This window comes from Paraburkholderia sp. D1E (assembly GCF_052682275.1).
In genome coordinates, this window is sequence record NZ_JBQYMB010000001.1 from 2,056,093 (window position 1) to 2,078,741 (window position 22,649).

The following is a 22,649-nucleotide window of genomic DNA, read 5'->3' on the forward strand; positions in this document are numbered from 1 at the left end:
CCGCCATTCAATCGATGGAGGATGACAGATGAACAGAAGAGAAATGCTCGGATGGCTCGCATCTGCTGGAGCCGCGGCGGGTGTTGGCGCCGTGGCCAGTGCGCCTGTCATGGCGGGTTCACCCGGCCTGGCAGGCCGCGGCAACCGGTTCGCGAAGGGTGCGGATGTGTCGACGCTGCTGGAACTCGAAGCAAACGGAGCGAAGTTTTATGAGCAACGCATGGCGCAGGACTGCCTCTTCATTCTGAAGAGCCACGGCGTCGACTCGATTCGCATCAAGGTGTGGAATGATCCTGGCAATCCGAACTTTTTCCCAGCCAATCAGAGTCCCGCTGCCGGTTACAACAACGCCGATCATGTGCGCGTATTGGCTCGCCGCGCCGCCGCGCTCGGCATGCGCGTGCTGATCGATTTCCACTACAGCGATTGGTGGGCCGATCCGGGTAAGCAGTATCCGCCTCATGACTGGGCCGGCAAGGATATCGCGCAAACCTGTGCGCTGCTGTCCGAGTACACGTCGAATGTGCTCAAGATGCTGAAGCGCGACGGCGTGCATCCGGAGTGGGTTCAGGTCGGCAATGAGATTACCGGCGGCATGCTGTGGCCGCTCGGCAAATACGACCAGTGGGACAACCTCGCGCAGTTGCTGAAGGCCGGGCACGACGCGGTCAAATCGGTCGATGAACGGATCAAGGTCATGCTGCACCTCGATAGCGGCGGCAACAATGCGACGAGCCGCTGGTGGTTCGATAGCGCGGTACAGCGCGGCGTCACGTTCGACGTGATTGGTCTTTCCTACTATCCGCAGTGGCAAGGCTCGCTAGGCGATCTGCAAAACAATGCGAACGATATGGCGACACGCTACGACAAGGATGTGATGGTCGTAGAGACCGCGTATCCGTGGACCACCAGCGACGGCGATTCTGAACCGAACTCGATGACCAACACCGGCTCCACGACTTTTCCGCAAACACCGGCTGGTCAGGCGCAGTTTCTCGGCGCGGTGACGGATATCGTGAAGGCGATACCCGACGGCCATGGTAAAGGCGTGTTCTGGTGGGAGCCCGAATGGATCCCGACGCCGAACGTCGGATGGAAGGTCGGTGCGGGTGACCAATGGGACAACAACACGTTGTTTGATTTTCACGGCAACGCGTTGACGTCGCTGGATGCGTTTCGCAAGCGGTAGCGGTGGCTCCAGCCGCTAGTGTGGCGAAATAGCCGTGCAGATAGCAGGCACTGCTGTCGCGTGCCGCGGAAAGTGAAAACTGTGCCAGGTAAGTGAAAAACTACGGCCATAGTTCGTGCAAAAATCCGGGCGGCCGACGCTTCCCGCGAGGACTCGGCCGTCCGCCACTGTCGCTGGTCGACCCATAAGGGGCCTTCGGTTTCCTCCAGCGCGGTCGTTCGGCATAGTCGATACCCATGCAAACTAGCGATCTGCGCGGCTATGGTGTCCGTCACGAATTCCCCGCCATTGGACACCTCAGAAGCCAGACGGGGTGGAGCAGATATTCGAACGCCCCGTCAAAGTCTCCAAGTCGTAGATGCGTCGCGGCTATTGCCTCGCAGTTCGGCAGCGATTGACTTCAGCGGATACCGCCCGCAGATGGGTAGTCAGGGGCATTGGCAATTGAGGTGTCGACGCCTTGCCACCTGAAGTAGTAAACGCCAATGACAATGCATACCACGCAGATCGCCAATGCTGCTCCGATCATTTTCCTGGTTGGACGCCCCATGAATCGAACTCCATAGTTAGCCTTGGTAGCAGTCGCATTGTCGTCAAGTCGGGTGCAATGGTCCAGCGCTCGCGATTGACCGATTGCTAACGCGCCCGGCGACTGCGTCCGAAACCGGGCCCGCTAATGCGTGTCAGCGATCCAGGCGGCTGTGTCGAGCGTCTCAATGTGGCCGGTCCTTGCCCATCGCTGAGCGGCGACAAGCAGGCTGCGGGCTTGCGACCGGCTATCGACTCCGTGCGCGCCGGTGAGTACACGACGGATATTTCACTTTCCACGGCATGTGCTAGCCGCTCGGTGCCACTCTTCCCGAAAAATCGCCTTAAATTCAATGACACTTTTTTCAGTAATGGTGACACCCGGGGACTACTGCGTGGGTGTCTGCGATTTCTGCTGGTTTGCACATTCCGATGTGAACGCCATGCTGGCCTGATCGGGTGTCATGTGCGGCGCACCGGGACTGTAGATCTTCTCGATGATGCCGGCGACCGCCTTCCGGTCGGACTCCCCCTTGTAGTACTTTGCCGCCTGATCAAGCGCCTGCTCTTTCGTCTTCTTGTGCGCGCGCCACGACGCCACCTGCCCGGCGATATCGCCGATCGCAAAACATTGGTCGCTGACTGTCTGTGCAAGGGCTTCAACTGCCGGCTGGGCGAGGCATACCGCGAGCACGGCCAATACAACTACACGTTTCATTACCAGAATCCTGTCGTTAGATGGGCGACTGTGCAAAAGCGGTGGTATCCCGCCATCGCGGCAACCAAACGAATCAAATAACGGCGTAGTTTATCGGGAAGTGAGGCGCGGCGCTTTTTTACTCAGGCTCAAAAGATAATGCGCGACGAGGTCTGGCCGGGGTTTGACGCGACCGTGACGATGCATTCGACGCGATATGAGGTCCGTACCGATTGGGTAGCGACGCCCCCCGTCTTCGTAGACAAATAATGAAAGACGGCGCTAGAAGAAATCTGACGCTTATACTTCCAATCACCTGAAGGTAGTCAGCTGCGCAGTATGCTTGGATCTGCACGACGGCATGGCGCCGTCGTCCGAGTCGGCCGATTCGCGCGTCAATCGCTCGGCGATGTGAAAAACCACAGCAATATTGTCGGAGACGGGCACATGAGCACGACCATCTCAATCGAAGAACCGCCCCGCATCATCGGGATCGTGACCAAGGTCTACTCGGCTTTGCTGGTCATTGGTTTTGCGCTCGTTCCCGCCTACCTGATTGCTTATCTGGCTTTCTTTCAGGACCCGAGCCTGAAGTTCGAAAACCATGTGTTCCACGAAATCGCGATTGCGGCGGCGACGCTCGAGGGGCTGTTTGTCACCTATGTGACCTGGCGTTGTTATCTGTCGTCGGGTGAACCGCTGCTGCGGTGGTTGACTTTGGGCTTTCTGGGCTTTGTGATGGTCTATGCGCTGCACGGCGCGTTCACCGGCATGGCTCACCATAATATCTGGCTGTTCCTGCTCTATGGACCGGCATCGCGTCTGGTCATGTCGGTGCTGCTGTTGGTCGGGCTTTACTCGTACCACCGCGCGCCGGACGCGGTCGAGCGGCGCTCGAAGCCGCGCCCGTGGCTGACGTGGATCGCTGTGTTCGTCGTGATTGACGTCATTGTCGGGTTCATTGCGAACTCGCCAATTGCGGGCAACCTCGCAGTGCGACTCTCAATGGAGGGCGGGGCGCTCATCTTCTCGACGTTGAACGTCTTGACGCTGATGCTGCGTCGCATTCGCTCGCCGCTGATGGTGATCTACGGCATCTCGATCACCTTCTTCGCGCTTGCGTCTCTCGCGTTCATTCTCGGCAAGCCCTGGAATCATATGTGGTGGCTGGCACACGCGATCTTCGCAGCCGGCTTTTTCCTGCTGAGCTATGGTGTCGTTCAAGCGTTTCGCACGACGCGGTCCTTTTCGACGATCTACAGCCAGGAAGAGCTGATGGCCCGCCTCGCCGAGGCGATGGCACGCACGGAAAGCGCGCTACAGGAGCTCCAACGCACCAATCACAAGCTTGAGCATCTCGCTGCGACTGATCCGCTGACGGGTGCCGCGAACCGGCGTGAGTTTATCCAGCAAGTGGAGGCGGAAATTGCACGAGCCAGGCGAAGTGGTGCGCCGTTTTCGCTGCTTGCGTTGGATCTCGACCACTTCAAATTGATCAACGACAACTACGGGCATCAGGTGGGCGACGAGGTGTTGCAGCGCTTCGTGCAGAAATGCCTTGATGCCATTCGACCGTATGACGGTGTGGCGCGAGTCGGTGGCGAAGAGTTTATGGTGCTGCTGCCTAAAGCCGCGCTAGACGTGGCACGTTCGATCGCGGAGCGCGTCCGGGGCGCCGTGGCTACGGAGGAGTTCTATAGTGGAACCGGGCGGCCCGTCGCCGTTACCGTCAGTGTTGGCGTCTCTGAGTTCGGCCGCGACGGCGACACGATCGACACGCTCCTGCGAGTCGCCGATGAACGCCTCTACCAGGCCAAGCACAATGGCCGCAACCGTGTGGTGGCCGGATAGAAGCGTTTAACTATCCAACTCAGTGGCCAAACGACTCCGCTTTCGCGCCGGGCGCCGCCGCCACATGCGGCCGCGCCGCCTGCTTGATCAGCAAGGCCACGCACGAGATCAGACCCGCCACCGCGACCATCGCGAAGATGCCGCCAAACGTGAAGTGGCGGCGCGTCAGTTCGGCCACGAGGAACGAACCCGCGATCCCGCCGAAGCGCCCGATCCCCAGCATCCACGCCACGCCCGTACCGCGTCCCTGGGTGGGATAAAACGCCGCAGCCAGCGCCGGCATTGACGATTGCGCGGTGTTCATCAACACGCCCGCGACGAATACGATGAACACCAGCGCGCCGACATTGCCGACCGCCTGGCCGATGAAGTACACGCTCACCGCGGTCAGCGCATAGCAGGCCGCAATGATACGGTTCGCGTTGAAGCGGTCCATCAGCACGCCGCACAGCACGGCGCCCACGCCGCCGAGCGGGAACAGCGCGGAAATCAGCGTCGCGCGTTGCGGCGTGAGTCCGGCGTCCTTCAGCAGAATCGGCATCCAGTTGATCGACGCGTAGAAGATCACGAGGCCCATGAAGTAGGCAATCCAGAGCATCACCGAGCCGATGATGTACGAACGCGAGAGCACCACGCCCATGCCCTTGCCGCCGGTTTGCGGCGCGGTTTCGGTCATGACGAAGCTGCCGCCCTGCGCGGCTTCGCTCGAAATGCGCGCCAGCGCTGCACGGATCCGTTCCACCGGCTGGCTGTTGGCCACCATGTAGCGGACCGATTCCGGCATTTTCAGTACGAGGACGATCAGCAGCAACAGCGGCGTGATGCCGCCGAGCAGCAGCACGCTGCGCCAGCCGAAGTGCGGAATCATCCACGCGGCGAGAAAGCCGCCGAAGGCCGCGCCCAGCGGAAAGCCGCAGAACATCAGATTGATCACGGTCGCGCGGCGGCGATCCGGGCAATACTCGCCCATCATCGTCACGGCGTTCGGCATGGCGGCACCGAGGCCGACGCCGGTGATGAAGCGCAAGATCGTCAGGTGTTCGATGCTGTTCGAGAACGCCGAGGCAAGGCAGGCCACGCCGAACAGCAGCACCGAACCGAGCAGCATCGAGCGCCGCCCGAGGCGGTCGGAAAGCGGCCCTGAGCCGAGCGCGCCGCACGCGAGGCCGAACAGCGCCGCGCTGAGCACCGGCGCGAGCGCCGGTCGCGTGATACCCCATTCGGAGATCAGCGAAGGCGCAATGAAACCGATCGCAGCGGTGTCAAAACCGTCCAGCAGGACGATGATGAAACACATGAAAAAGATGAGCCACTGGAACGGCGAGAAGGGATGTTCGTTGATAAACGTTTGAACGTTCACAGCGGTGCTGCGGCTCATGATGGTCTCCTGATTGCGAAAAAAGGCTCGTCGTAACGAGCCTTCCTTTCTTTTACGATCGTACGCCGTTCAGAAGCGGTGCACGATGCCCACGCCGGCGGCGAACTGGCTGCGCGACGACGACGGCGCGCTCTGGAAACCGTCGCCGAGGCTTGCGGTCGCCGTGATGATGTGGCCCGAACCCGCCGTGCCGAGCGTGTTGCCGTTGGTGCGCTGGAACGCCTGCAACGCATAGAGGCCCGTGCGCTTCGATAACGCATAGTACTCGGACAGGTTGACCTGCTGGTACTGCGCCGAACTCGTGATGCCGTTCGCCTTCGTTGCACGCGTATAGCTGTAGCCGGTTGCGAAGTCCCACGCGATCGTCGGCTTCCAGTGCAGCACGACGCCAGCCGTGTTGAAGATCGCCGTATCGCGGAAGCTCGAGCCTGTACCCGGAATGTACTGCACGTTCGAGTACGCAGCGGACACGTCCCAGCCGTTACCGAAGTTGTAGCCGCCGGTGACCGCGAAGCGCTGCTGCGCCTGCGCCGTCTGGTAGCCGTTGGTCACGGCCGACACGCCTGGTTGCGCGCCGTTGTTCGACACGGTCGAATCCGCGCCGTACGCCCCGCCGCCCAGCGTCGAATTGTTGATACGCATGAAGCCGACCGCAACGCCGACCGGACCGTTGAGGTACTGGATCGCGCCGCTCCACGTCGAGCCGCGGTTCAGGCTGCCCGGCACGCCGCCGACAGCATACGAACCGCTGAACGTAAAGCCGTACAGTTTCGGCGACGTATAGACCAGCGAATTGTTCGCGCGATAGATCGTGTCGAGTGCGTCGACGTCGCCCGGGTGCGCGCCGTAGTAGCCGGTGAGCCACGTGGTCGGGCTATACGGCGACAGCAGCGTGTAATACGCCGTGTATTGACGGCCGGCCTGCAACGTACCGTAGGTCGGGTTCGTCACGCCGACCCATGCCTGGCGGCCGAACAGCGCGTTCGTATACTGCTGTGCGCCGGTGGTGGAATTGAAACCGGACTCCAGCTGGAAGATGGCCTTGGTGCCACCGCCGAGATCTTCTGCACCCTTCAGGCCGAAGCGGCTGCCGGCCCATACGCCGTTGATCATCTTGACGTTCGATTTGCCGCCGGACGTCGAGCCGAGGGAAGTCTGGCTGCTTTGATAGCCGATACCCGTATCCACGATGCCGTACAGCGTGACGCTGCTTTGCGCGAAGGCCGGCGCGCTGGCGAGAGCGGTGACCGCGCAGGCGATCCGGGTCAATGTGATGGTGCGATTCATGAACTGCTCTCCAATTCGACCTCTGAGGACGTTTTGCGACCCGGTCGGAGATAATTTTTTATCGGTGGTTTTGTTCGTATAAAGAACGGTGATTCTTTATACGAACAGACGGGACTGTAAGCAGTTTGATATTCACGAGCAACGCGGGATAACCCGACTATGTTGCAGGCGTGCATCACGGCAGGCATGGGGTCGGGCAGCGGGAAGTACTGCGGAGTGCCGCGGCGCACAAGGCGCGCCGGGATAAGGCGGGGATGGTACGGGGGAGAAGAGCGCCGGCGCGCGGCGCTCCTTGCTGCGTTTAGAAGATCACATACACCTTACGCATCGTTTCCTCGACTTCCCAAAGCCCTTCTGTATTGGCCTCGAAAAAGAGCGTGTCGCCGCTTGCAAAATGGACGGTCTCTTCGTTATCGGGCGTGAAGCGGCCGCGCCCCGCGAGGAAGTGCATCACCTCGGCCTGCTTGATCGAGCGGCGGTACGTGCCGGCCGTGCATTCGAAAATACCGGTGTCGATGGATTCGCTGCCCTTGATGACGCGCTGCACGCCGGACACCTGAAGCGGCGTCGTGCCGGGCAGCCCTGCCGTGCCCCAGTCCTCCAGATTCTGCAGATTCACGCTTTGCCTGATGCTTTGAACCTTCATCTTTACGTTACCTTTTGAATGTGCCTGAGCCGGTTCACCGGCCGCTCGTGCTCGTACTTGTGTTTGCGTTCGTCACGGTTTGTTCGATCCGGCCCAGCCGTACGACGGTGACGCCGGGGCGTAATTGCCGCAGCGACGGCATCACGAGCATGCAGTTGTCGTAAGGCGTGGTCACTGCTTCGCCGTTCGACCAGCCGATAACCGCGCCGGCATCCGGAAAGATTTCCAGGCCGGTGTAGGGCGCCGCGAAACGAAAATCCATACTGGTCGCCACCACCGGCTGCGTCACGCGGACGATGTGCTGAACGGGTGGCAGCGGCGTCAGCCAGCCGTCCGGCAGATCGGCTTCGTCGACCACGCCGGCCAGCAGCAGGAAGCGTGCGGTCGTATCGCGTGCCACGGCAACCGCGCTTTGCTCCCAGTGCTGACCGCATTCGATCAGCAACGCGTTTTTCGTGCTATCGGCGTCGCCGAAGCCCTCGTAATCACGCATGCGGCGGCCTTCGGGATGGCCCTCGTCGCAGATTACCGTGGCGGGTGTGCCGAGACGCACGGCAAGGTCAATGCCTTTCTGCAGCGGTCCCGCCACGATCAGCGGCTTGCACTTCTCATGCATCGAATGCAGATCGAGCAGCGCGTCGACCGTGTCGATCACCGGGCGCATCTCGCGTGCGCGGGCCAATTCGCTCGACGTGCGCGACGTATCGTCGAGTACTGCGGCGGTCCACACGCGATTGAAGTCCTGATCGACGAAGCGGGCGGCATCGGGCTTTGTTGAATCGAAGCGCTGATAGGCAGCGACGTTCGCAAAGCCTAGCGTCAGGCACCCGCGACGCGGCCTCAAAGCGCGGCGCAGCAGTTCGTCGACGACGATCGCGCCGCACACTTCGTTGCCGTGCGTGAGCGCGTTGATCATCATATGCGGTCCCGGCACGCCCGAGTCGAACGTATGGACATAAGCGATGCCGGACGACGACTGTTCGTGTGCCGAAATATCGGGGAATTCGACTTCGATGGGATAGGCTTCCATGCTCATTCGAGAGGATCCTTGCAGAAGGTTGGGGTCGAGAGGCTCAGGCGAGTTTCGCCGCGATTGCCTGACCGACCTCGGTGGTGTTCGCCTTGCCGCCGAGGTCGCCGGTATGCGGGCCTTCGATCAGCGTCGCTTCGATCGCCGCGAGAATCGCGTCGTGCGCCTCGCGTTCCGTACCTTCGTGATTGCCGAGGAAGTCAAGCATCATGGCGGCCGACCAGATCATCGCAATCGGATTGGCGATGTTCTTGCCGGCGATGTCGGGCGCCGAACCGTGCACCGGTTCGAACAGCGACGGAAACTTGCGCTCCGGATTCAGATTGCCCGACGGTGCGAGGCCGATCGTGCCCGTGCAGGCAGGACCGAGATCGGACAGGATGTCGCCGAACAGATTGGTTGCGACGACCACGTCGAAACGGTCCGGGTTCAGCACGAAGCGCGCGCAGAGAATGTCGATATGCTGCTTGTCCCACGTCACATCCGGATATTGCGCCGCGACACCGGCCGCGCATTTGTCCCACCACGGCATGCTGATCGCGATGCCGTTGCTCTTCGTCGCCACGGTGATCTTCTTGCGTTCGCGCCGTTGCGCGAGATCGAACGCGAACTTCAGCACGCGCTCGCTGCCGTGCCGCGTGAACACGGATTCCTGCAGCACGAACTCACGCTCGGTGCCTTCGAACATCACGCCGCCCACCGACGAATATTCGCCCTCGGTGTTTTCGCGCACGACCCAGAAATCGATGTCGCCCGCCTTGCGGCCCGCGAGCGGCGAAGGCACGCCAGCGAAGAGCCGGGCAGGGCGCAGGTTGATGTACTGATCGAACTCACGCCGGAATTTCAGCAGCGAGCCCCACAGCGAGATATGGTCGGGCACCGTGTCGGGCCAGCCGACCGCGCCGAACAGAATCGCGTCGGCGGATTGCAACTGGGTTTTCCAGTCGTCCGGCATCATCTTGCCGTGTTTGGCGTAGTAATCGCAGCTTGCCCATTCGATGTGCTGATACTCCAGCTCGATGCCGAAGCGCTTTTTTACTGTGTCCAGCACGCGAATGGCTTCCGGCATCACTTCGACGCCGATACCGTCGCCGGGTATGACCGCAATCCGATAGGTCTTCGACATGTTCCTGCTCCTCCATTAAGGCGTTCGACGTTTCAACGATTCGACGGGGCTTATTTTATTCCTGCCGTTTGAGCATAAAATAGTCGCTTTAGTTAAGTCACTGTGCACGATTCGTGTACAAACTCAGTTGCGACCAGGCGACCTATGAATGCCAATCCGTCACCCGATCTCGGCGATTTGCGCGTGTTTTGTGAAGTGGCGCGCAAATCGAGCTTCAGCGCGGCGGCGGAGGCGCTGTCGGTGTCCGCGGCGTATGTCAGCAAACGCATCAACGTGCTCGAGACTACGCTCGGTACGCGTTTATTGCACCGTTCCACCCGGCGCGTCGCGATTACCGAGGCCGGCGAGCGTGTCTATACGTGGGCCGAAAAGATTCTCGACGACGTCGACCAACTGGTTGAAGACGTCTCCACCACGCGCCGCATTCCGGGCGGCAAGCTGCGTATTTCAAGCAGCTTCGGGTTTGGCCGCCGTTTCGTCGCGCCCGCGCTGGCCCGGTTCTCCGAGCGGTATCCGCAATTGAGCGTGCGGCTCGATCTGTTCGACCGTCTCGTCGACGTGGGCGGCGAAGGCTTTGACCTCGATATCCGCATCGGCGACGAAATCGCGCCGCATCTGATTGCCAAACGGCTGGCGTCGAATCATCGGGTGCTGTGCGCGTCGCCCGGCTATCTTGCGCGGCATGGCACGCCGCGGCAACTCGCTGATCTGTCGTCGCACGCGTGTCTCGCGATCAAGGAGCGCGACCATCCGTTCGGTCTGTGGCGGTTGAATGTGCGCGGCGAAGCGGCGTCGATCAAGGTCACGGGACCGTTGTCGACCAATCACGGCGAAGTGGCGGTGCAATGGGCGATGGCCGGACGCGGGATCGTGCTGCGCTCGATGTGGGATGTGCGGCCGCTGCTCGACAGCGGCCAGTTGCAGCAGGTTCTGCCCGAGGTCACGCAACCGGCGAACCTGTGGGCGGTGTACCCGGCGCGGCTCGCGCAGTCGGCGAAAGTGCGGGTGTGTGTCGACTTTCTGAGCGAGGAGTTCGCGCAATGGAGTCCGCCGCCTGAAACGCCGCCGGCGACCTGAATTCGAGCCTGCCTGGCGCCCGATGAGAACGGCATTCAGGCGTCCGGCCCTACAGATCAGAGTTCCAGGCGGTAACCCACGCCGTACACCGACGCGATAGGCTCGCTATCCGGTCGGGCTCCCTGCAGCTTGCGGCGCAGGTTCTTGATATGGCTGTCGATCGTGCGGTCGGTAACCACCCGGTGATCCGCGTAGAGATGACTCAGCAGGTAGTCGCGGGGAAAAATGCGTCCCGGCGATTTCATCAGCAGCGCGAGGAGCCGCAATTCAAGAGGCGTGAGCTTGAGCTCCTTGCCGTCGAGTAAGGCACGATGAAACTGCTCGTCGACTTCGAGACCGTGGGGCGCCGGTGGCAAACCGTCCGCAGTCGTAGTCGCATTCGCGGCGGCAGGTGTTGCACGGCGCAGGATCGCCTTGACGCGTGCCACCACTTCGCGGGGGCTGAATGGTTTGCAGACGTAATCGTCGGCACCGATCTCGAGACCCAGCAGGCGGTCGATTTCGTCGATACGCGCGGTCAGGATGATGACGGGCAATACGGAAAATTGCCGTAGCTCGCGGCAAATATCCATGCCGCTGCGCCCGGGCAGCATGAGGTCGAGCAGCATCAGCGCCGGCGGCGTTGAGCGAATGAAAGGCATTACCTGGTAGCCGTCGTCGAGGATCGTGGTGGCGAAGCCCTCGAGGTGCAAATACGCTTCGAGCACGGCGGCGAGCTTCGGTTCATCCTCAACGATCAGGATGTGCGGCGGGTGCCCTTCGTTCATGTTGTCAGTCTCCTTCCGGCGGAAAGCGGGCAGTGATCCAGACACCGCCTAGTGGCGAGTCACGGGCGTCGATCGTGCCGCCATGCGCCGTCACTATAGCGTGACATAGCGAAAGGCCCAGACCCGCGCCACCGTTCTGACGGCTGCGCGATTCGTCCACGCGATAGAAACGGTCAAACAGGTGTTTGAGGGCGACCTCGGGCACACCGGGCAGCGAGTCCTGCACGTCAAGTTGCCAACCGCTGGCGCTCTGCGAAAGCGACACCTGCACGTGGCCGTCCGGATCGGTATAACGCAAAGAATTCTGCAGCAGATTTTTCAGCAGTTGTACGAAACGCGCGGGATCGACTGCGAAAGTGGTGTTGGCCATTTCCGGCGCGCAGCTCAGGTCGAGCTCGATTCGTTTCGCCTTGAACGACTCCCGCATGGCCTCGATCGAAGCCCGCGCCAGTTGCCCGACATGGGTCGGGGTCTTGCGATAGCTGAGTGCGCCGACGTCGCTCAGAGAGAGCTCGTATAGGTCCTCGATGAGCTTGTTGAGCATGTTCACTTCAGTTTGCAGCGAAGTGAGCGAATCGCGGTTGAACACATGGACACCGTCTTCTATGGCTTCCAGTTCGCCGCGGAGCACGGCGAGCGGTGTGCGCAACTCGTGTGAAATATCCGCAATGAAATCGCGCCTGGAGCGCTCGGTTTTTTGCAGCGAATCGGCCAATACGTTGAAGTCGCCCGCGAGCCGGCCAAGCTCGTCGCGTCTGCCGGCCGGCACCCGCGTTGTGTAGTCTCCGCCGGCAAGCCGGTGGGTCGCATTCATCAAGCGCTTCACCGGCGCGAGAACGATGCGCGCCAGTACTAGCGCGACGAGCGCCGCGAGCACGACAGCGACGCCCGCGATCTCCCAGGTCGCACGCTTCTGCTGCGCCTGGAATGCGATGTCCGCAGCGTCCGAAAGGGTGTCGGGTCCGCTTACGGCAAGCCAGCCCACTACCTTGCCGCCGTAGACAACCGGTCTCATTGTGCTGCCGGGGGGCGGCGGCTGGCCGGTGCTCGCCACGAGTTCGTGGCTGGCGTCGAAGAGTGTGACGGGCGGCCCCTCGGGCGGCGTATCACGAGCCGCACCGTCACGCGACGGTGGCGAGGAGGGCGGCGGCATCAAAGGGGCTGGAGGGGGCGCCCGGTCATAGCGACTGTCGCCGCTCACGACACTGCTTGCCGAAACACGGTCCCGGTCCATTGCGATGTCCGCATTGGACGGCGGCGCCGGTGGCAGGCGCATGCCCCAGTGCGGACCTTCGGACGGGCCTGAGAGCGGCCCGAGCAGTTGCTGGACGCTGCCGCTCCCGGGAAAGGTTCGCCAGCCCGGAAGCTTGCCTGTCTGCGCGGTGGCGAGTTCTTCGCGCAGGGCGTCATGGGCGGCGCCGTCCAGCAGCGCGAGCCATGCGTCGGGATGATCCCGCAGGAAATTCCAGTTGCCGTGAGCGGCGTATTCGCTGGTGACCTTCGCCATGACGGCCTTGATGCGTCCGGCGTTGCGCTCCCGAACATAGTGCAGGAAGCCGTTTTCGAAGCTCACGCGCAGGGCGTAGCCCATTGTTAAAGAAATCGCCAGGCAGGCGACCAGTACTGCGAGGAACATCTTCCAGGTAATGCCAAAGCGCATGTTGAGTCGCGGCTGTTGCCGGATGCGCGAAAGAAAGGTCCCGAAAGGGCGGCCTGGACGAATTCGGACGGTTTCACTTTGCATGGCTGAATTTTAGATGAATGCCAGGTCAATCCGCGGTTGCCGGCGAATCTCCACAACTTCTCCATCCTTTCTTCGCTGTGTCTGCGCGTTGTCTGGCTATGATGGTACGGCACTTTTACGGTGGCCTGACAAAGAGGCCATCTCCGGTGGTCAGTTCCGTCAGTGGAGCATTCTCATGCAAGTCGCCTCATCTGTAAGCCGCGCCGAGTCGCGCGGTTTCCGGCCCGGCCGAAAGTCAGCTGCCACTGCCCGCGCTCGCGGCAAGGCTGAAAACGGTGTTAGTGCAGCACGGGCAGCAGACGTCGTGAAGATACGCGGTTGCCGCGTTTCCGCGCCGCTCATGCAACTGTGGGGCGAGTGTTGCCGGATCGTCGAGTGGATCGACCGCAGCGGCGAGTATTCCTGCATTGCCGTGCGAGGCGACGCGACCGTGGCCGAAATCAGGGAGTGTGTGCGTCTGCATCGCAGCGGCCAGCGTCATACCCTGACGGACGACCCCGCCACGCCTGCGGGCCGCGTGCGTCTGCGGCGCGCCTGAGCGCTGTCTAATCTCGTTGTCGCAAGCATTTCAGTCATTCAGGAAGGGATTGTAATTTAGCAAAAAAACTTCGGTGTCCTATGGCTGTCTGACTCCCAAGATCAACTCTGAGCATTCCCCTATGCGTATCCTCATACTCGTTCTGGCCGTGGCGTCGATCTGTTCTCCTTCGATCCTCCATGGGTTGCGCCTGGAGGGCGCCAATGCTTTTGCACCCGGTAATGGCAGCGGCCCGCCGGGTATCGCGGATGATCTGCGCGGGTGCGCCTCACGGCCCCACTATGCCTCGGGGTTCAGGCCAATCGTTCCGGCGGATTTCCACTACGGGTTCGGTGGCTTGCTGGCAGCGACCGGTGACATGTATGCCGATTATTTCGGTGACTCCGACATAATCGACGTGATCGACGCCGCAATGACGTTACCCATCATGCAGCTAGCCGTGGCGGAAGGTCAAAAGTAGGATTGCATGGCTGCATCGCAGCATGCATGAAAAGCGCTACACGGTGCTGCTCACGGGCATCTCTCAGTACCCTCCATCGTGCAACGTAGGCGTCATATCTTTTCTACGACGCGAGTTGCAAATCAATCGTTCTTCAAGTCGATCTGGCCGTTATACGGCCTCGATGCTTCGTTCGCCAAACTCCCTGTGTCCGGCAACACTCGCATTTTCGCGCGCTCCATGCATGGACGATGATTCCGGCGATGGCACAAACATATAGCCTCGTCCGCGCAAGGTCTGAATGAACCTGGGGGCGGACGGATCGGCCTCTATTACGCCACGCAAGCGGCAGACTGCAACATCCAGGCTGGCCTTCTGACTCTCCGCCCTTCCTAGCTGGCTGTTGACCATCGAGCGGGTCAATATTCGCATCGGATTGCTTGCGAATAGTTTGAGTAAGGCAAACTCGCCGGATCGCAGCGAGATTTCGCAGCCGTCCTTGACCAGACGTCGTGTAGCAAAGTCTATCTGGTAGCTGCCGAACGACACCTTCTCACGGATTTCCGGCGCATCGCAAAGCGCCCGGTTGTTGCGTTGCACGGCGCGCTTGATCCTGGCGGTCAATTCGTATGGATCGACGGGGTCGACGATATAGTCGTCCGCACCCAATTCGAAAGCGACGATTTTGTCGACGATCTCATCGGAGGTGCTTTGGACGAAGATGGGCATGTCGTAGCCCCCTAAGCGCAGTTGCCGCAGCGCCTCTCGCGCCTCGGCCATCGGCGACTCGGCGCGCAATAGAATCGCAGACGGACACTCCAGTTCCACCCGGCTGACAAGCTGAGCCGCGCTATACAGTACTGAGAGCGTGATCTGATTCTTGTGAAGGTGAAAGCGCAACTGATCCCGGACTGATTGATCCGGTTCGACTACAAGAAGGCTGATAGTCATGATTCTGCAATACCTCCAAACCGGAATCGACGATGGCAGTCCGTGCGATATTCACGGCCGGTAACTCGCCACTTTGGAACGACATATCGAACTCAGAAGGCGGACCGTATGCGGTCACCCCGATGATGAGCAAATGATAAGTATTAATGTCGCAGCAACAATGGCGAATTTGAGGAGACTTTGTGAAGTCGGAGCAGGAGGGCGAAGATGCGGCGCTTTGAACGGGCCGCGAAGCGATTCATGTCAGGCAGGCGCCTGGCAATACGACAGAACGGGCTATGTGACACCCGCGGGCGTAGCTGATCAGAACGATGTGCCGATCTGGAACTGGAATACCTGGTACTTGTCGGTGGAATGTTTGATCAACGGGAAGCCAAGCGACAGCTTGAGCGGGCCGATCGGCGAAATCCACTCGAGACCCGCGCCGTAGCTGTATCGCAATCCGTTGGCGCCTGTGCTGTTGCCTTCGCTGCCCCAGACGTTACCCGCATCGAGGAAGGTGAAGACGCGCAGCGTTCGGTCCCAGCCGCTGCCGGGCAGCGGGAATGTCATCTCGACATTGGCCACGGCCATGCGCGAGCCGCCGATCGGATCGCCGGTCGTTTTATCGGTCGGTCCGAGCGAACCCGATTCATAGCCGCGTACCGAGCCGATGCCGCCCGCGTAGTAGTTCTTGAAGATCGGATAGGCCTTTCCGTCAAAGCCGTTGCCGTAGCCGCCCTGAAGATTCAGACCGAGAATGAACCCGCGTGAGAATGAATAGTAATACTGCGCCTGAAGGTCCGCCTTGTAATACTCGGTGCCGCCTGCGGGTGTACCGACCTCGCTATTGCCCTGCAGGAAATAGCCGCGGCCAGGTACCAACGCGCTGTCGCGATTGTCGCGGGCCCAGCCTGTCGTGATCGGCACATTGTTCACCACATGACCGAATTCGGCGACGTAATCCTTGTAGCTCTGAGGCGTGGAGGAATCGATAGACAAGCGGTTCTGCTCGAGGCCGACGCCGAAATAGACGGTGTCGGCTTCGGAAAACGGAATGCCGAACTTCAGATCCGCGCCCACGGTAACGATCTTGAAACTCGTATCCGTGTAGTAATAGAGGGGATAGCTGGTGCGGTAATAGACGTCGGTGATCCGTTTGATGCCGTCCACCGTGAAGTATGGGTCGACCTGGGTGAGCGTCAAGGTACGGTACGTCTTTGCCGTGTTCACGTTCAAGGCGAGACTGGTGCCGGAACCGAACACATTGTCCTGCGAGATGCCGGCCGACAACACCACCTTGTCCGTCGACGAAAAGCCCGCGCCCAGCGTGATCGCACCGGTCGGCTTTTCGGTCACTTTCACGTCTACATCCACCTGATCCGGCGAGCCCTCCACGGGCACCGTGGTCACGTCGACATCGGTGAAGTAGCCAAGGCGGTTGACCCGGTCTTTCGACAACGCGAGCCGGTTCGAATCGAACCATGAGCTTTCGAGTTGCCGCATTTCGCGGCGCACTACTTCGTCGCGCGTGCGTGTGTTACCGACCACGTTGACGTGACGCACGTACACACGGCGGCTCGGGTCCACTTGCAGCGTGAGATCGACCGTATGATGTTCCTGATCGATCTTCGGCAAGGCATTGACCGTGGCGAACGCATAACCATATTCGCCCAGTCTGTCGACAATGGCCTTGGTGGCGGCCTGAAGTTTTTCAGCGGAGAAACGTTCGCCGGGTTTGATGTTGACCAGTCTGGTCAGTTCCGCCTCGCGATCCAGCAGGTTGCCCGCGAGCCTGATCGACGAAATCGTATACGGCTGGCCTTCATGCAGCGTGACCGTGAGATACATCTCCTTCCTGTCCGGCGTAAGCGATACCTGGGTCGACTCGATGTTGAACTCCAGATAGCCGCGGTTCAGGTAGTACGAGCGAATGTGCTCCAGGTCACCGGTCAGTTTGTCTTTTGCGTACAGGTCGTTCTTCGTGTACCAGGAGAACCAGTTCGGCGTGGACATCTGCATTTCGTCGCGTAACGTGTCCGTGCTGAATACGCTATTGCCGATGAAGTTGATCTGGCGGATCTTCGCGCTCGGGCCTTCGGCGACCGAGAACAGTATCGCCACCCGGTTGCGGTCGATCGGCGTGATCGTGGTAGTGACCTCGGCGGCGTAATATCCGCGCGTCAGATACTGGCGCTTCAGTTCCTGCTCGGATTTATCGACCAGCGCCTTGTCGTAGTAGCGGCCTTGCGACAACCCAACCGAACTGAGCGCCCTGGTCAGGTTTTCCTTGTCGAATTCATGAATACCGGCGAAGTCGATCGTACCCACCGCCGGACGTTCCTGAACCTGAACGACGACGATATTGCCTTCAGCCGAAATGCGTACTTCGTTGAAGAAGCCGGTGGCATAGAGTGCGCGAATGGCTTCTGAGGCCTTGTCGTCGCTAAACATGCTGCCTTGTTTGATCGGAAGATAGGCAAGCAGGGTGCCGGGTTCGATGCGTTTGAGTCCTTCGATCCGGATGTCTGTCACGACGAAAGGCTGTGCGGCGTGGGCCGCCCCGGTGGTCAGCGTGATGCCGGCGAGCGAGAGCGCGCCCACGATACGGCTCGTTAAAGCTTGAAGATTCATCTTGGGGTTCTGTCCTGATGCAGCGCGCGAAGCGCAAACGAGAACGCTCGACAGCGAGCGATGCATTCGAAACGACGTTCCATTGCCCGGGAAAGCGCGAAGTATAGGATCGTGTTTCGGTGCTAACCGCCGCTGAAAACTTTCCGCCCATTAGGCTTGCTGACGTGCGCAGCGCGCGCCTGCTCAGGCTGGCGCGGATTACAACGGGCGTGTCGAAATAATGCGTTACAGATCCAAAGCGGGCGTAGTGCGCGCGTAACCTGGCGCCGTGCTTGCGCTGGTATCGTGAAATGGTCAACTTCCGCTACCTTCGTAGCACCCTTTGGAGAGCTGATCATGATCGAATTTCTTTCACCGGCGGTTCTTTCGGCTGTCCTGCGCGTCAGTTCATCGCCGATCTTTTCAATGCATCTGGCCATGGCGTCGATGCGTACGCTGCGCGACGTGCCCGGCAGCGCGGCGGAGAGCAGTGCGGTTGACCACGCCGTGGGCACGCAGGAGGGTGCACGCCGTGTCTGAGCCGTCGACCTTCATGCTGAATTCGATCACCGACATGCAATTGACAGCGGATGGCCAATATCTGCTGATACACGGCAATCAGCCTACGGCGGCACTTCACCGTTCGGTGCTCAAGGAGCTGCTGGTGGCGCTGCCGAATGCCATCGAGCACGCCGACCGCGTGATTCATAACAATCAGGAAATGGGTTTCGCCTTGCACTGCCAGGGCTGGGAAGTCGGCAGGCTGAACGGTATGGAAATGGTGGTGATCCGTTTCCGTCTATCCGGTACCGCGGGATTATCGTTTTCGTTGCCCGCGGACCAGATTCCCTATTTGCTGCAGGCGTTGGGTGGTGCAGCGAGCGGGGCAGGCGTGGCGGAACCCCGCGCTAACGACGTCACGCTCCAATAGCGCCAGGCGCACTCGCCGCTGTTCATCCTGACGCAAGTCAGGGCTTTGGTTCGCCTTACTGCATCTGCCATCCTTTCCAATACTTACCTGTTTTGATACTACGCGGTGTACTTCGACGCCTACGCTTAAGGCCTCTCGTTTCGTTCATGCTGGGTACGGCGGGATGCGTGCCGCTTGCCGGATATGCGCAACTGGTCGGCGCGTCTGCGATCCCGGAACCGCTCGACGGCGTCTGGAGCCTGCGGCTTGATCCGCAACTGACCGAGCAGCTCTTACGGCCGGGCGACAAACCCGTTACCTCGGTCATTGCCGATTCGGTGACCACGACGACCGACACGGACGTTGCGCTGAAAGGTCACGCGCAACTGCGGCGCTATGCGTCGATCGTTAAGGGCGATGCGTTGCACTACGACGTCGATAGTGACAAGGTCGATGCCTATGGGCAGGTGCGGCTGGTCGACAATGGCAACGTGTTCGACGGCCCCGACGCGCATTTTTACGTCGACGCCAACGAAGGCTACATGAGCGTGCCCAAATACCGGTTTCATCTGACCGGAGGGTGGGGTAGCGCCCAGCGGGTGGATCTGGTCGATAACGAGCGCACCGTTGTTCACCACGGTACCTATAGCACCTGCCAATGCGAGTCGGATCCCGCGTGGTATCTGAAGGCATCCGAATTCGATATCGATAGCGGCAGTGACGAGGGGATCGCACACAACGGTGTGTTGTTTTTCCAGGGTGTGCCGCTGATGGCGAGCCCGTGGCTATCGTTTCCCTTGTCCGGCGTACGGCGCAGCGGTTTCCTGCCGCCGACGTTCTCGATCAGTTCGACCAACGGCGTCGATGTCGCGCTACCGTATTACTTCAATCTCGCGCCGAATTACGATCTGACGCTGACGCCTCGCATCATGTCGAAACGAGGCGAGATGTTGACGGCGGACTACCGCTATCTGCAGCCGAACGATTCGGGAACGATCTCGGTTGCGTGGTTGCCGCACGATGAGATCACGAAAACCGACCGTTATTCGATCGCGCTGAATCAGACCTGGAAACTGGGCTCAGGCTTTGGCGCTTACGTGAACTACAACCGGGTGTCGGACTCGACGGTGGTGACCGATCTCGCCTCGGGTATCGCATTTCCGACGGGATCCACCACGCTGTATCAACAGGAAGCGGGTTTGACTTACTCAAACGGGCCGTGGAGCGTGCTGGCTCGCGAGCAACGTTGGCAGGCTTTTACAAGCGACTCGACCTATAACCGCGAACCGCAGGTCAATGTTAAGTACGCGCGCTACAACGTGGGAGGTTTCGACTTCGGCGCCGAAGCGGATGCGACGCGCTTCACGATCTCGTCGGCCGATGCGACACAAGGCAGCCGCTTCGTTTTCAACCCTTACGTCAGCTATCCGATCGAGCGTCCCGGCTGGTTCATCACGCCGAAGCTCGCATGGCATTTCGCCGCGTATGACCTGACGACAATCGGATCGGATGCGCCCGCCGGGCAGCCGAAGACGTTCGACGTCAACGTGCCGACCTTCACCCTCGATTCGGGAATGCGTTTCGAACGAAACGTGCGGCTCTTCGGGCAATCGTACATTCAGACGCTCGAGCCGAGGCTGTTCTATGTCTATACGCCTTACCGCAACCAGACGTTCGCGCCGTTGTTCGATACGGCGACCGCCGATTTCGGGCTGGCGGAACTGTTCATGCCCAACAGCTTTGTTGGCAATGACCGGGTGTCCGATGCCAACCGTCTCACGGCTGCACTGACGACGCGTTTCATCGATGCGTCGAGCGGCGACGAACGGGCCCGTTTCGTCCTTGCGGAGCAGTACGACTTTCGCACACCACGCGTGACCCTCAACACAGACGATCCAATCGGCACCGTTGCGCGCACGAGTGTGATTGCCGGCGCGTCGTACAAGGTGGGCCCGGGCATTTCAGCGGAACAGGCGGTGGAATACAGTCAGGCCAACCACTACCTGACAAATGCGGAAGCTGGTTTTGGCTGGTCGCCGGCCTCGAAACAGGTGTTGAATGTCGCGTATCGCTACACGCGCGCCAACAGCACACTCGATTATCAACCGGTCAATCAGTTCATCGTGTCGGAGCAATGGCCGCTATTGCACAACGTGGTCAGTGTCGCGCGTGTCAATTACGACATGAGCACGCATCGGCTGATCGCAGGCTTGCTGGGGCTTCAATACGACGCGGATTGCTGGTCGCTCGGCGTCGCGTTCGAGAAATACACCAACGCGACGAGCTCGACCACGTCGCCCAGCACCGGCACGCGCGTGTTGATGCAGCTCCAGCTCAAAGGCTTTTCGCAGGTCGACAACGGTTTGCTCAATCAGTTTCGCGCGAGCGTGCCGGGTTATACACCCGCGACAACGGAAAGCGAACCGGTATCCCGGTTTAGCGATTATCCGTAGAACAGGCTCTTGTACGAATGGCACTTACTTAAGCCCGAGCCCGAGGAGCGTGCCCATATTTTCGGACGCGCTCGCGTGCGATGTGACGAGGCTCTTTCAGCCATGGATAAGACTTCGGTCTTCGTTTGCGCATTCGTGGTTCGATGCGACCGGGGCGGTTCCCAACACGAGACTGCGCGATCAGCTTGAACAGGACACTCTGGTCGTGAGTTGCCGTCAGACCCCTGGCCAGCCATTCAGTCCATAGCTGCACGGCGTGCTTGAAACTCAGTGTTCTCGGATCGGTGGCGCAGTGGCTGGCGGCTTGGGCCATCAGCAGCCGAATCACGTTGTAGGCCAGCAGATGGACCCACATCTCCTTCTCGTTCATGTGGGCAGTCTGGCAATGCAGCACATCCATGCCCATCGTCGTCTTGATGTTACGTAGATCCAGTTCCACGTTCCAGCGCCTGGCATACAACTGCGAGAGGTCCTGTTTGCTGGTCTTGTGTGCATCAAGCATCGTGGTGACCAGCACCCGGTGATGCAGCCTGCATTCGCGCACCATCAGTTCATCGGGGAAGGCCTGGTACTGCTCACGCGTCATCCAGGCGGGGCACTGCCGGGGTTTGGGCCACGTCACAATGTGATCGCGCGTGCCCTGCGACTTGCCTCGCCGAAAGTCGGTGCGGCGCGCCCCATGCTGTTCCATCACGACATCCACTCCGGCGGCGATCATTGAGGCCATCAGAAAGTAGTGGCAGTACAAGGCATCGGCGACAATCACGTCACCTCGACGAAACGTGTTTTCCAGCATGCGAAACGCCGTCAGCTCCCCGCTGCCTTTGCCCGCGTAAGTTCCGACAGCCGCCTCCAGCACTGCGCCGCTTGCCAGACAGATCACCGCAACCAGATAGGCTAACGGAAATCCCACGCCTTCGGCCTGAGCACTGGACTGTGGGAAGCGCGCCTGGTTCGACGGCGTATCGGGCATCGAGATCCCGGTGCCGTCAACCAGCTTGACCGGGCGCCCGCGCCACTTCCAGGCCGGCTCGGCCTGCTCGTGCAGTTGACGCCCCGTCTCGCGCGCCAACTCCCGGACCATTGTCAGCGGCAGTCTCTGGCGAGCGCGGCAGTAGCCTCCCGTGCGCACGCTCGTGGGCCGCAGCCCGTCGGCAACTCGCTGCGCGGCCCACCCGTTGACTGCCTTCTGACAGGAGGCATCCTCTTCCAGCGCCTGGCGCATGAACATCGACAGCGTCACCGTCGGCGGATACAGCCGTTCTCGATGCGCTGGCAAATACGCTTCGGTGGCGGCCAATAGCTGCGGGCTCGTCAGTATGTTGAAGTAGTCCACAGACTGTGTCCTGCGCGCCCGGCTTTGAACTGTGCTTCGTGTTTGCCTATGATGACTTCGTGAATTACGATCCATGGTGGCTGATCCTTGGAATGAGACGGTGTTTGCCT

Annotated in this window: 19 protein-coding genes; 8 read left to right on the top strand and 11 right to left on the bottom strand. The window is 60.5% G+C overall.

The genetic code is table 11. The features are described from left to right. Nucleotides 1-28: 28 nt before the first annotated feature. Nucleotides 29-1,189 (top strand): glycoside hydrolase family 53 protein, encoded by a 1,161-nt coding sequence (locus ACUN0E_RS09410; RefSeq protein WP_445566400.1) that lies wholly within the window; start codon nucleotides 29-31, stop codon nucleotides 1,187-1,189. Nucleotides 1,190-2,105: 916 nt separating this feature from the next. Here ACUN0E_RS09410 and ACUN0E_RS09415 read toward each other — a convergent pair. After that, the gene (locus ACUN0E_RS09415) at nucleotides 2,106-2,435 is read right to left on the bottom strand and encodes a hypothetical protein (protein ID WP_445566401.1); all 330 of its coding nucleotides are present in this window, start codon (nucleotides 2,433-2,435) and stop codon (nucleotides 2,106-2,108) included. Nucleotides 2,436-2,861: 426 nt separating this feature from the next. Between ACUN0E_RS09415 and ACUN0E_RS09420 the strand changes: the two genes are divergently transcribed. Next, nucleotides 2,862-4,265, top strand: a complete 1,404-nt coding sequence (locus ACUN0E_RS09420; RefSeq protein WP_445566402.1) for a GGDEF domain-containing protein — start codon at nucleotides 2,862-2,864, stop codon at nucleotides 4,263-4,265. Between the two features lie 19 nt (nucleotides 4,266-4,284). Here ACUN0E_RS09420 and ACUN0E_RS09425 read toward each other — a convergent pair whose 3' ends face one another. The 5 genes from ACUN0E_RS09425 to ACUN0E_RS09445 all read right to left on the bottom strand — a co-directional run bounded on the left by ACUN0E_RS09425 (nucleotide 4,285) and on the right by ACUN0E_RS09445 (nucleotide 9,732). Then, nucleotides 4,285-5,643 carry an MFS transporter gene (locus ACUN0E_RS09425; RefSeq protein ID WP_408336297.1) on the bottom strand — a complete coding sequence of 453 codons (1,359 nt, stop codon included), beginning with the start codon at nucleotides 5,641-5,643 and terminating at the stop codon, nucleotides 4,285-4,287. A gap of 69 nt (nucleotides 5,644-5,712) precedes the next feature. Beyond that, on the bottom strand, nucleotides 5,713-6,930 hold the full coding sequence (locus ACUN0E_RS09430; protein ID WP_408229100.1) for a porin: 1,218 nt from the start codon (nucleotides 6,928-6,930) through the stop codon (nucleotides 5,713-5,715). A 301-nt stretch (nucleotides 6,931-7,231) separates the two neighbouring features. Continuing rightward, on the bottom strand, nucleotides 7,232-7,576 hold the full coding sequence (locus ACUN0E_RS09435; RefSeq protein ID WP_408229097.1) for a cupin domain-containing protein: 345 nt from the start codon (nucleotides 7,574-7,576) through the stop codon (nucleotides 7,232-7,234). Nucleotides 7,577-7,610: 34 nt separating this feature from the next. Next, nucleotides 7,611-8,612 carry a M14 family metallopeptidase gene (locus ACUN0E_RS09440; protein ID WP_445566403.1) on the bottom strand — a complete coding sequence of 334 codons (1,002 nt, stop codon included), beginning with the start codon at nucleotides 8,610-8,612 and terminating at the stop codon, nucleotides 7,611-7,613. Nucleotides 8,613-8,649: 37 nt separating this feature from the next. Then, nucleotides 8,650-9,732 carry a tartrate dehydrogenase gene (locus ACUN0E_RS09445; RefSeq protein ID WP_445566404.1) on the bottom strand — a complete coding sequence of 361 codons (1,083 nt, stop codon included), beginning with the start codon at nucleotides 9,730-9,732 and terminating at the stop codon, nucleotides 8,650-8,652. Between the two features lie 144 nt (nucleotides 9,733-9,876). Here ACUN0E_RS09445 and ACUN0E_RS09450 point away from each other — a divergent pair, with 144 nt between their 5' ends. Continuing rightward, a complete protein-coding gene (locus tag ACUN0E_RS09450; RefSeq protein ID WP_408509115.1) occupies nucleotides 9,877-10,809 on the top strand; it encodes a LysR substrate-binding domain-containing protein in 933 nt (310 codons plus the stop codon). 56 nt (nucleotides 10,810-10,865) lie between these two features. On the opposite strand, the gene ACUN0E_RS09455 is transcribed toward ACUN0E_RS09450, so the two are convergent. Together ACUN0E_RS09455 and ACUN0E_RS09460 are read right to left on the bottom strand one after the other, a co-directional pair. Further along, nucleotides 10,866-11,576: a response regulator gene (locus tag ACUN0E_RS09455; RefSeq protein WP_445566405.1), complete on the bottom strand. Its 711-nt coding sequence runs from the start codon at nucleotides 11,574-11,576 to the stop codon at nucleotides 10,866-10,868. A 4-nt stretch (nucleotides 11,577-11,580) separates the two neighbouring features. Continuing rightward, nucleotides 11,581-13,236, bottom strand: a complete 1,656-nt coding sequence (locus tag ACUN0E_RS09460) for an ATP-binding protein (protein ID WP_408336315.1) — start codon at nucleotides 13,234-13,236, stop codon at nucleotides 11,581-11,583. Between the two features lie 388 nt (nucleotides 13,237-13,624). Here ACUN0E_RS09460 and ACUN0E_RS09465 point away from each other — a divergent pair, with 388 nt between their 5' ends. Next, the gene (locus ACUN0E_RS09465; protein ID WP_408392633.1) at nucleotides 13,625-13,858 is read left to right on the top strand and encodes a DUF2866 domain-containing protein; all 234 of its coding nucleotides are present in this window, start codon (nucleotides 13,625-13,627) and stop codon (nucleotides 13,856-13,858) included. Nucleotides 13,859-13,979: 121 nt separating this feature from the next. After that, nucleotides 13,980-14,318 (top strand): hypothetical protein, encoded by a 339-nt coding sequence (locus ACUN0E_RS09470; protein ID WP_445566406.1) that lies wholly within the window; start codon nucleotides 13,980-13,982, stop codon nucleotides 14,316-14,318. Between the two features lie 150 nt (nucleotides 14,319-14,468). On the opposite strand, the gene ACUN0E_RS09475 is transcribed toward ACUN0E_RS09470, so the two are convergent. Both ACUN0E_RS09475 and bamA read right to left on the bottom strand, forming a co-directional pair. After that, nucleotides 14,469-15,248 (bottom strand): winged helix-turn-helix domain-containing protein, encoded by a 780-nt coding sequence (locus ACUN0E_RS09475; protein WP_445566407.1) that lies wholly within the window; start codon nucleotides 15,246-15,248, stop codon nucleotides 14,469-14,471. A gap of 303 nt (nucleotides 15,249-15,551) precedes the next feature. Next, nucleotides 15,552-17,861, bottom strand: a complete 2,310-nt coding sequence (bamA, locus tag ACUN0E_RS09480) for an outer membrane protein assembly factor BamA (protein WP_445566408.1) — start codon at nucleotides 17,859-17,861, stop codon at nucleotides 15,552-15,554. A gap of 336 nt (nucleotides 17,862-18,197) precedes the next feature. Here bamA and ACUN0E_RS09485 point away from each other — a divergent pair, with 336 nt between their 5' ends. From ACUN0E_RS09485 to ACUN0E_RS09495, 3 genes are all read left to right on the top strand, one after another. Next, complete coding sequence (locus tag ACUN0E_RS09485) at nucleotides 18,198-18,380, top strand: hypothetical protein (protein WP_408229073.1); 183 nt, start codon at nucleotides 18,198-18,200, stop codon at nucleotides 18,378-18,380. Next, nucleotides 18,373-18,771 carry a hypothetical protein gene (locus ACUN0E_RS09490; protein WP_408336324.1) on the top strand — a complete coding sequence of 133 codons (399 nt, stop codon included), beginning with the start codon at nucleotides 18,373-18,375 and terminating at the stop codon, nucleotides 18,769-18,771. Before ACUN0E_RS09485 ends, ACUN0E_RS09490 begins: the two co-directional genes overlap by 8 nt. 146 nt (nucleotides 18,772-18,917) lie before the next feature. Then, on the top strand, nucleotides 18,918-21,203 hold the full coding sequence (locus ACUN0E_RS09495) for an LPS-assembly protein LptD (RefSeq protein ID WP_445566409.1): 2,286 nt from the start codon (nucleotides 18,918-18,920) through the stop codon (nucleotides 21,201-21,203). Nucleotides 21,204-21,231: 28 nt separating this feature from the next. On the opposite strand, the gene ACUN0E_RS09500 is transcribed toward ACUN0E_RS09495, so the two are convergent. Then, complete coding sequence (locus tag ACUN0E_RS09500; protein ID WP_445566105.1) at nucleotides 21,232-22,614, bottom strand: IS4 family transposase; 1,383 nt, start codon at nucleotides 22,612-22,614, stop codon at nucleotides 21,232-21,234. Between the last annotated feature and the right edge of the window lie 35 nt (nucleotides 22,615-22,649).

What these genes read in the sequence shown, in the direction of transcription:
- ACUN0E_RS09410 (WP_445566400.1), top strand. Translation starts at nt 29, where the DNA reads ATGAACAGAAGAGAAATGCTCGGATGGCTCGCATCTGCTGGAGCCGCG.
- ACUN0E_RS09415 (WP_445566401.1), bottom strand. Translation starts at nt 2,435, where the DNA reads ATGAAACGTGTAGTTGTATTGGCCGTGCTCGCGGTATGCCTCGCCCAG.
- ACUN0E_RS09420 (WP_445566402.1), top strand. Translation starts at nt 2,862, where the DNA reads ATGAGCACGACCATCTCAATCGAAGAACCGCCCCGCATCATCGGGATC.
- ACUN0E_RS09425 (WP_408336297.1), bottom strand. Translation starts at nt 5,643, where the DNA reads ATGAGCCGCAGCACCGCTGTGAACGTTCAAACGTTTATCAACGAACAT.
- ACUN0E_RS09430 (WP_408229100.1), bottom strand. Translation starts at nt 6,930, where the DNA reads ATGAATCGCACCATCACATTGACCCGGATCGCCTGCGCGGTCACCGCT.
- ACUN0E_RS09435 (WP_408229097.1), bottom strand. Translation starts at nt 7,576, where the DNA reads ATGAAGGTTCAAAGCATCAGGCAAAGCGTGAATCTGCAGAATCTGGAG.
- ACUN0E_RS09440 (WP_445566403.1), bottom strand. Translation starts at nt 8,612, where the DNA reads ATGAGCATGGAAGCCTATCCCATCGAAGTCGAATTCCCCGATATTTCG.
- ACUN0E_RS09445 (WP_445566404.1), bottom strand. Translation starts at nt 9,732, where the DNA reads ATGTCGAAGACCTATCGGATTGCGGTCATACCCGGCGACGGTATCGGC.
- ACUN0E_RS09450 (WP_408509115.1), top strand. Translation starts at nt 9,877, where the DNA reads ATGAATGCCAATCCGTCACCCGATCTCGGCGATTTGCGCGTGTTTTGT.
- ACUN0E_RS09455 (WP_445566405.1), bottom strand. Translation starts at nt 11,576, where the DNA reads ATGAACGAAGGGCACCCGCCGCACATCCTGATCGTTGAGGATGAACCG.
- ACUN0E_RS09460 (WP_408336315.1), bottom strand. Translation starts at nt 13,236, where the DNA reads ATGCGCTTTGGCATTACCTGGAAGATGTTCCTCGCAGTACTGGTCGCC.
- ACUN0E_RS09470 (WP_445566406.1), top strand. Translation starts at nt 13,980, where the DNA reads ATGCGTATCCTCATACTCGTTCTGGCCGTGGCGTCGATCTGTTCTCCT.
- ACUN0E_RS09475 (WP_445566407.1), bottom strand. Translation starts at nt 15,248, where the DNA reads ATGACTATCAGCCTTCTTGTAGTCGAACCGGATCAATCAGTCCGGGAT.
- bamA (WP_445566408.1), bottom strand. Translation starts at nt 17,861, where the DNA reads ATGAATCTTCAAGCTTTAACGAGCCGTATCGTGGGCGCGCTCTCGCTC.
- ACUN0E_RS09485 (WP_408229073.1), top strand. Translation starts at nt 18,198, where the DNA reads ATGATCGAATTTCTTTCACCGGCGGTTCTTTCGGCTGTCCTGCGCGTC.
- ACUN0E_RS09495 (WP_445566409.1), top strand. Translation starts at nt 18,918, where the DNA reads ATGCTGGGTACGGCGGGATGCGTGCCGCTTGCCGGATATGCGCAACTG.
- ACUN0E_RS09500 (WP_445566105.1), bottom strand. Translation starts at nt 22,614, where the DNA reads ATGGATCGTAATTCACGAAGTCATCATAGGCAAACACGAAGCACAGTT.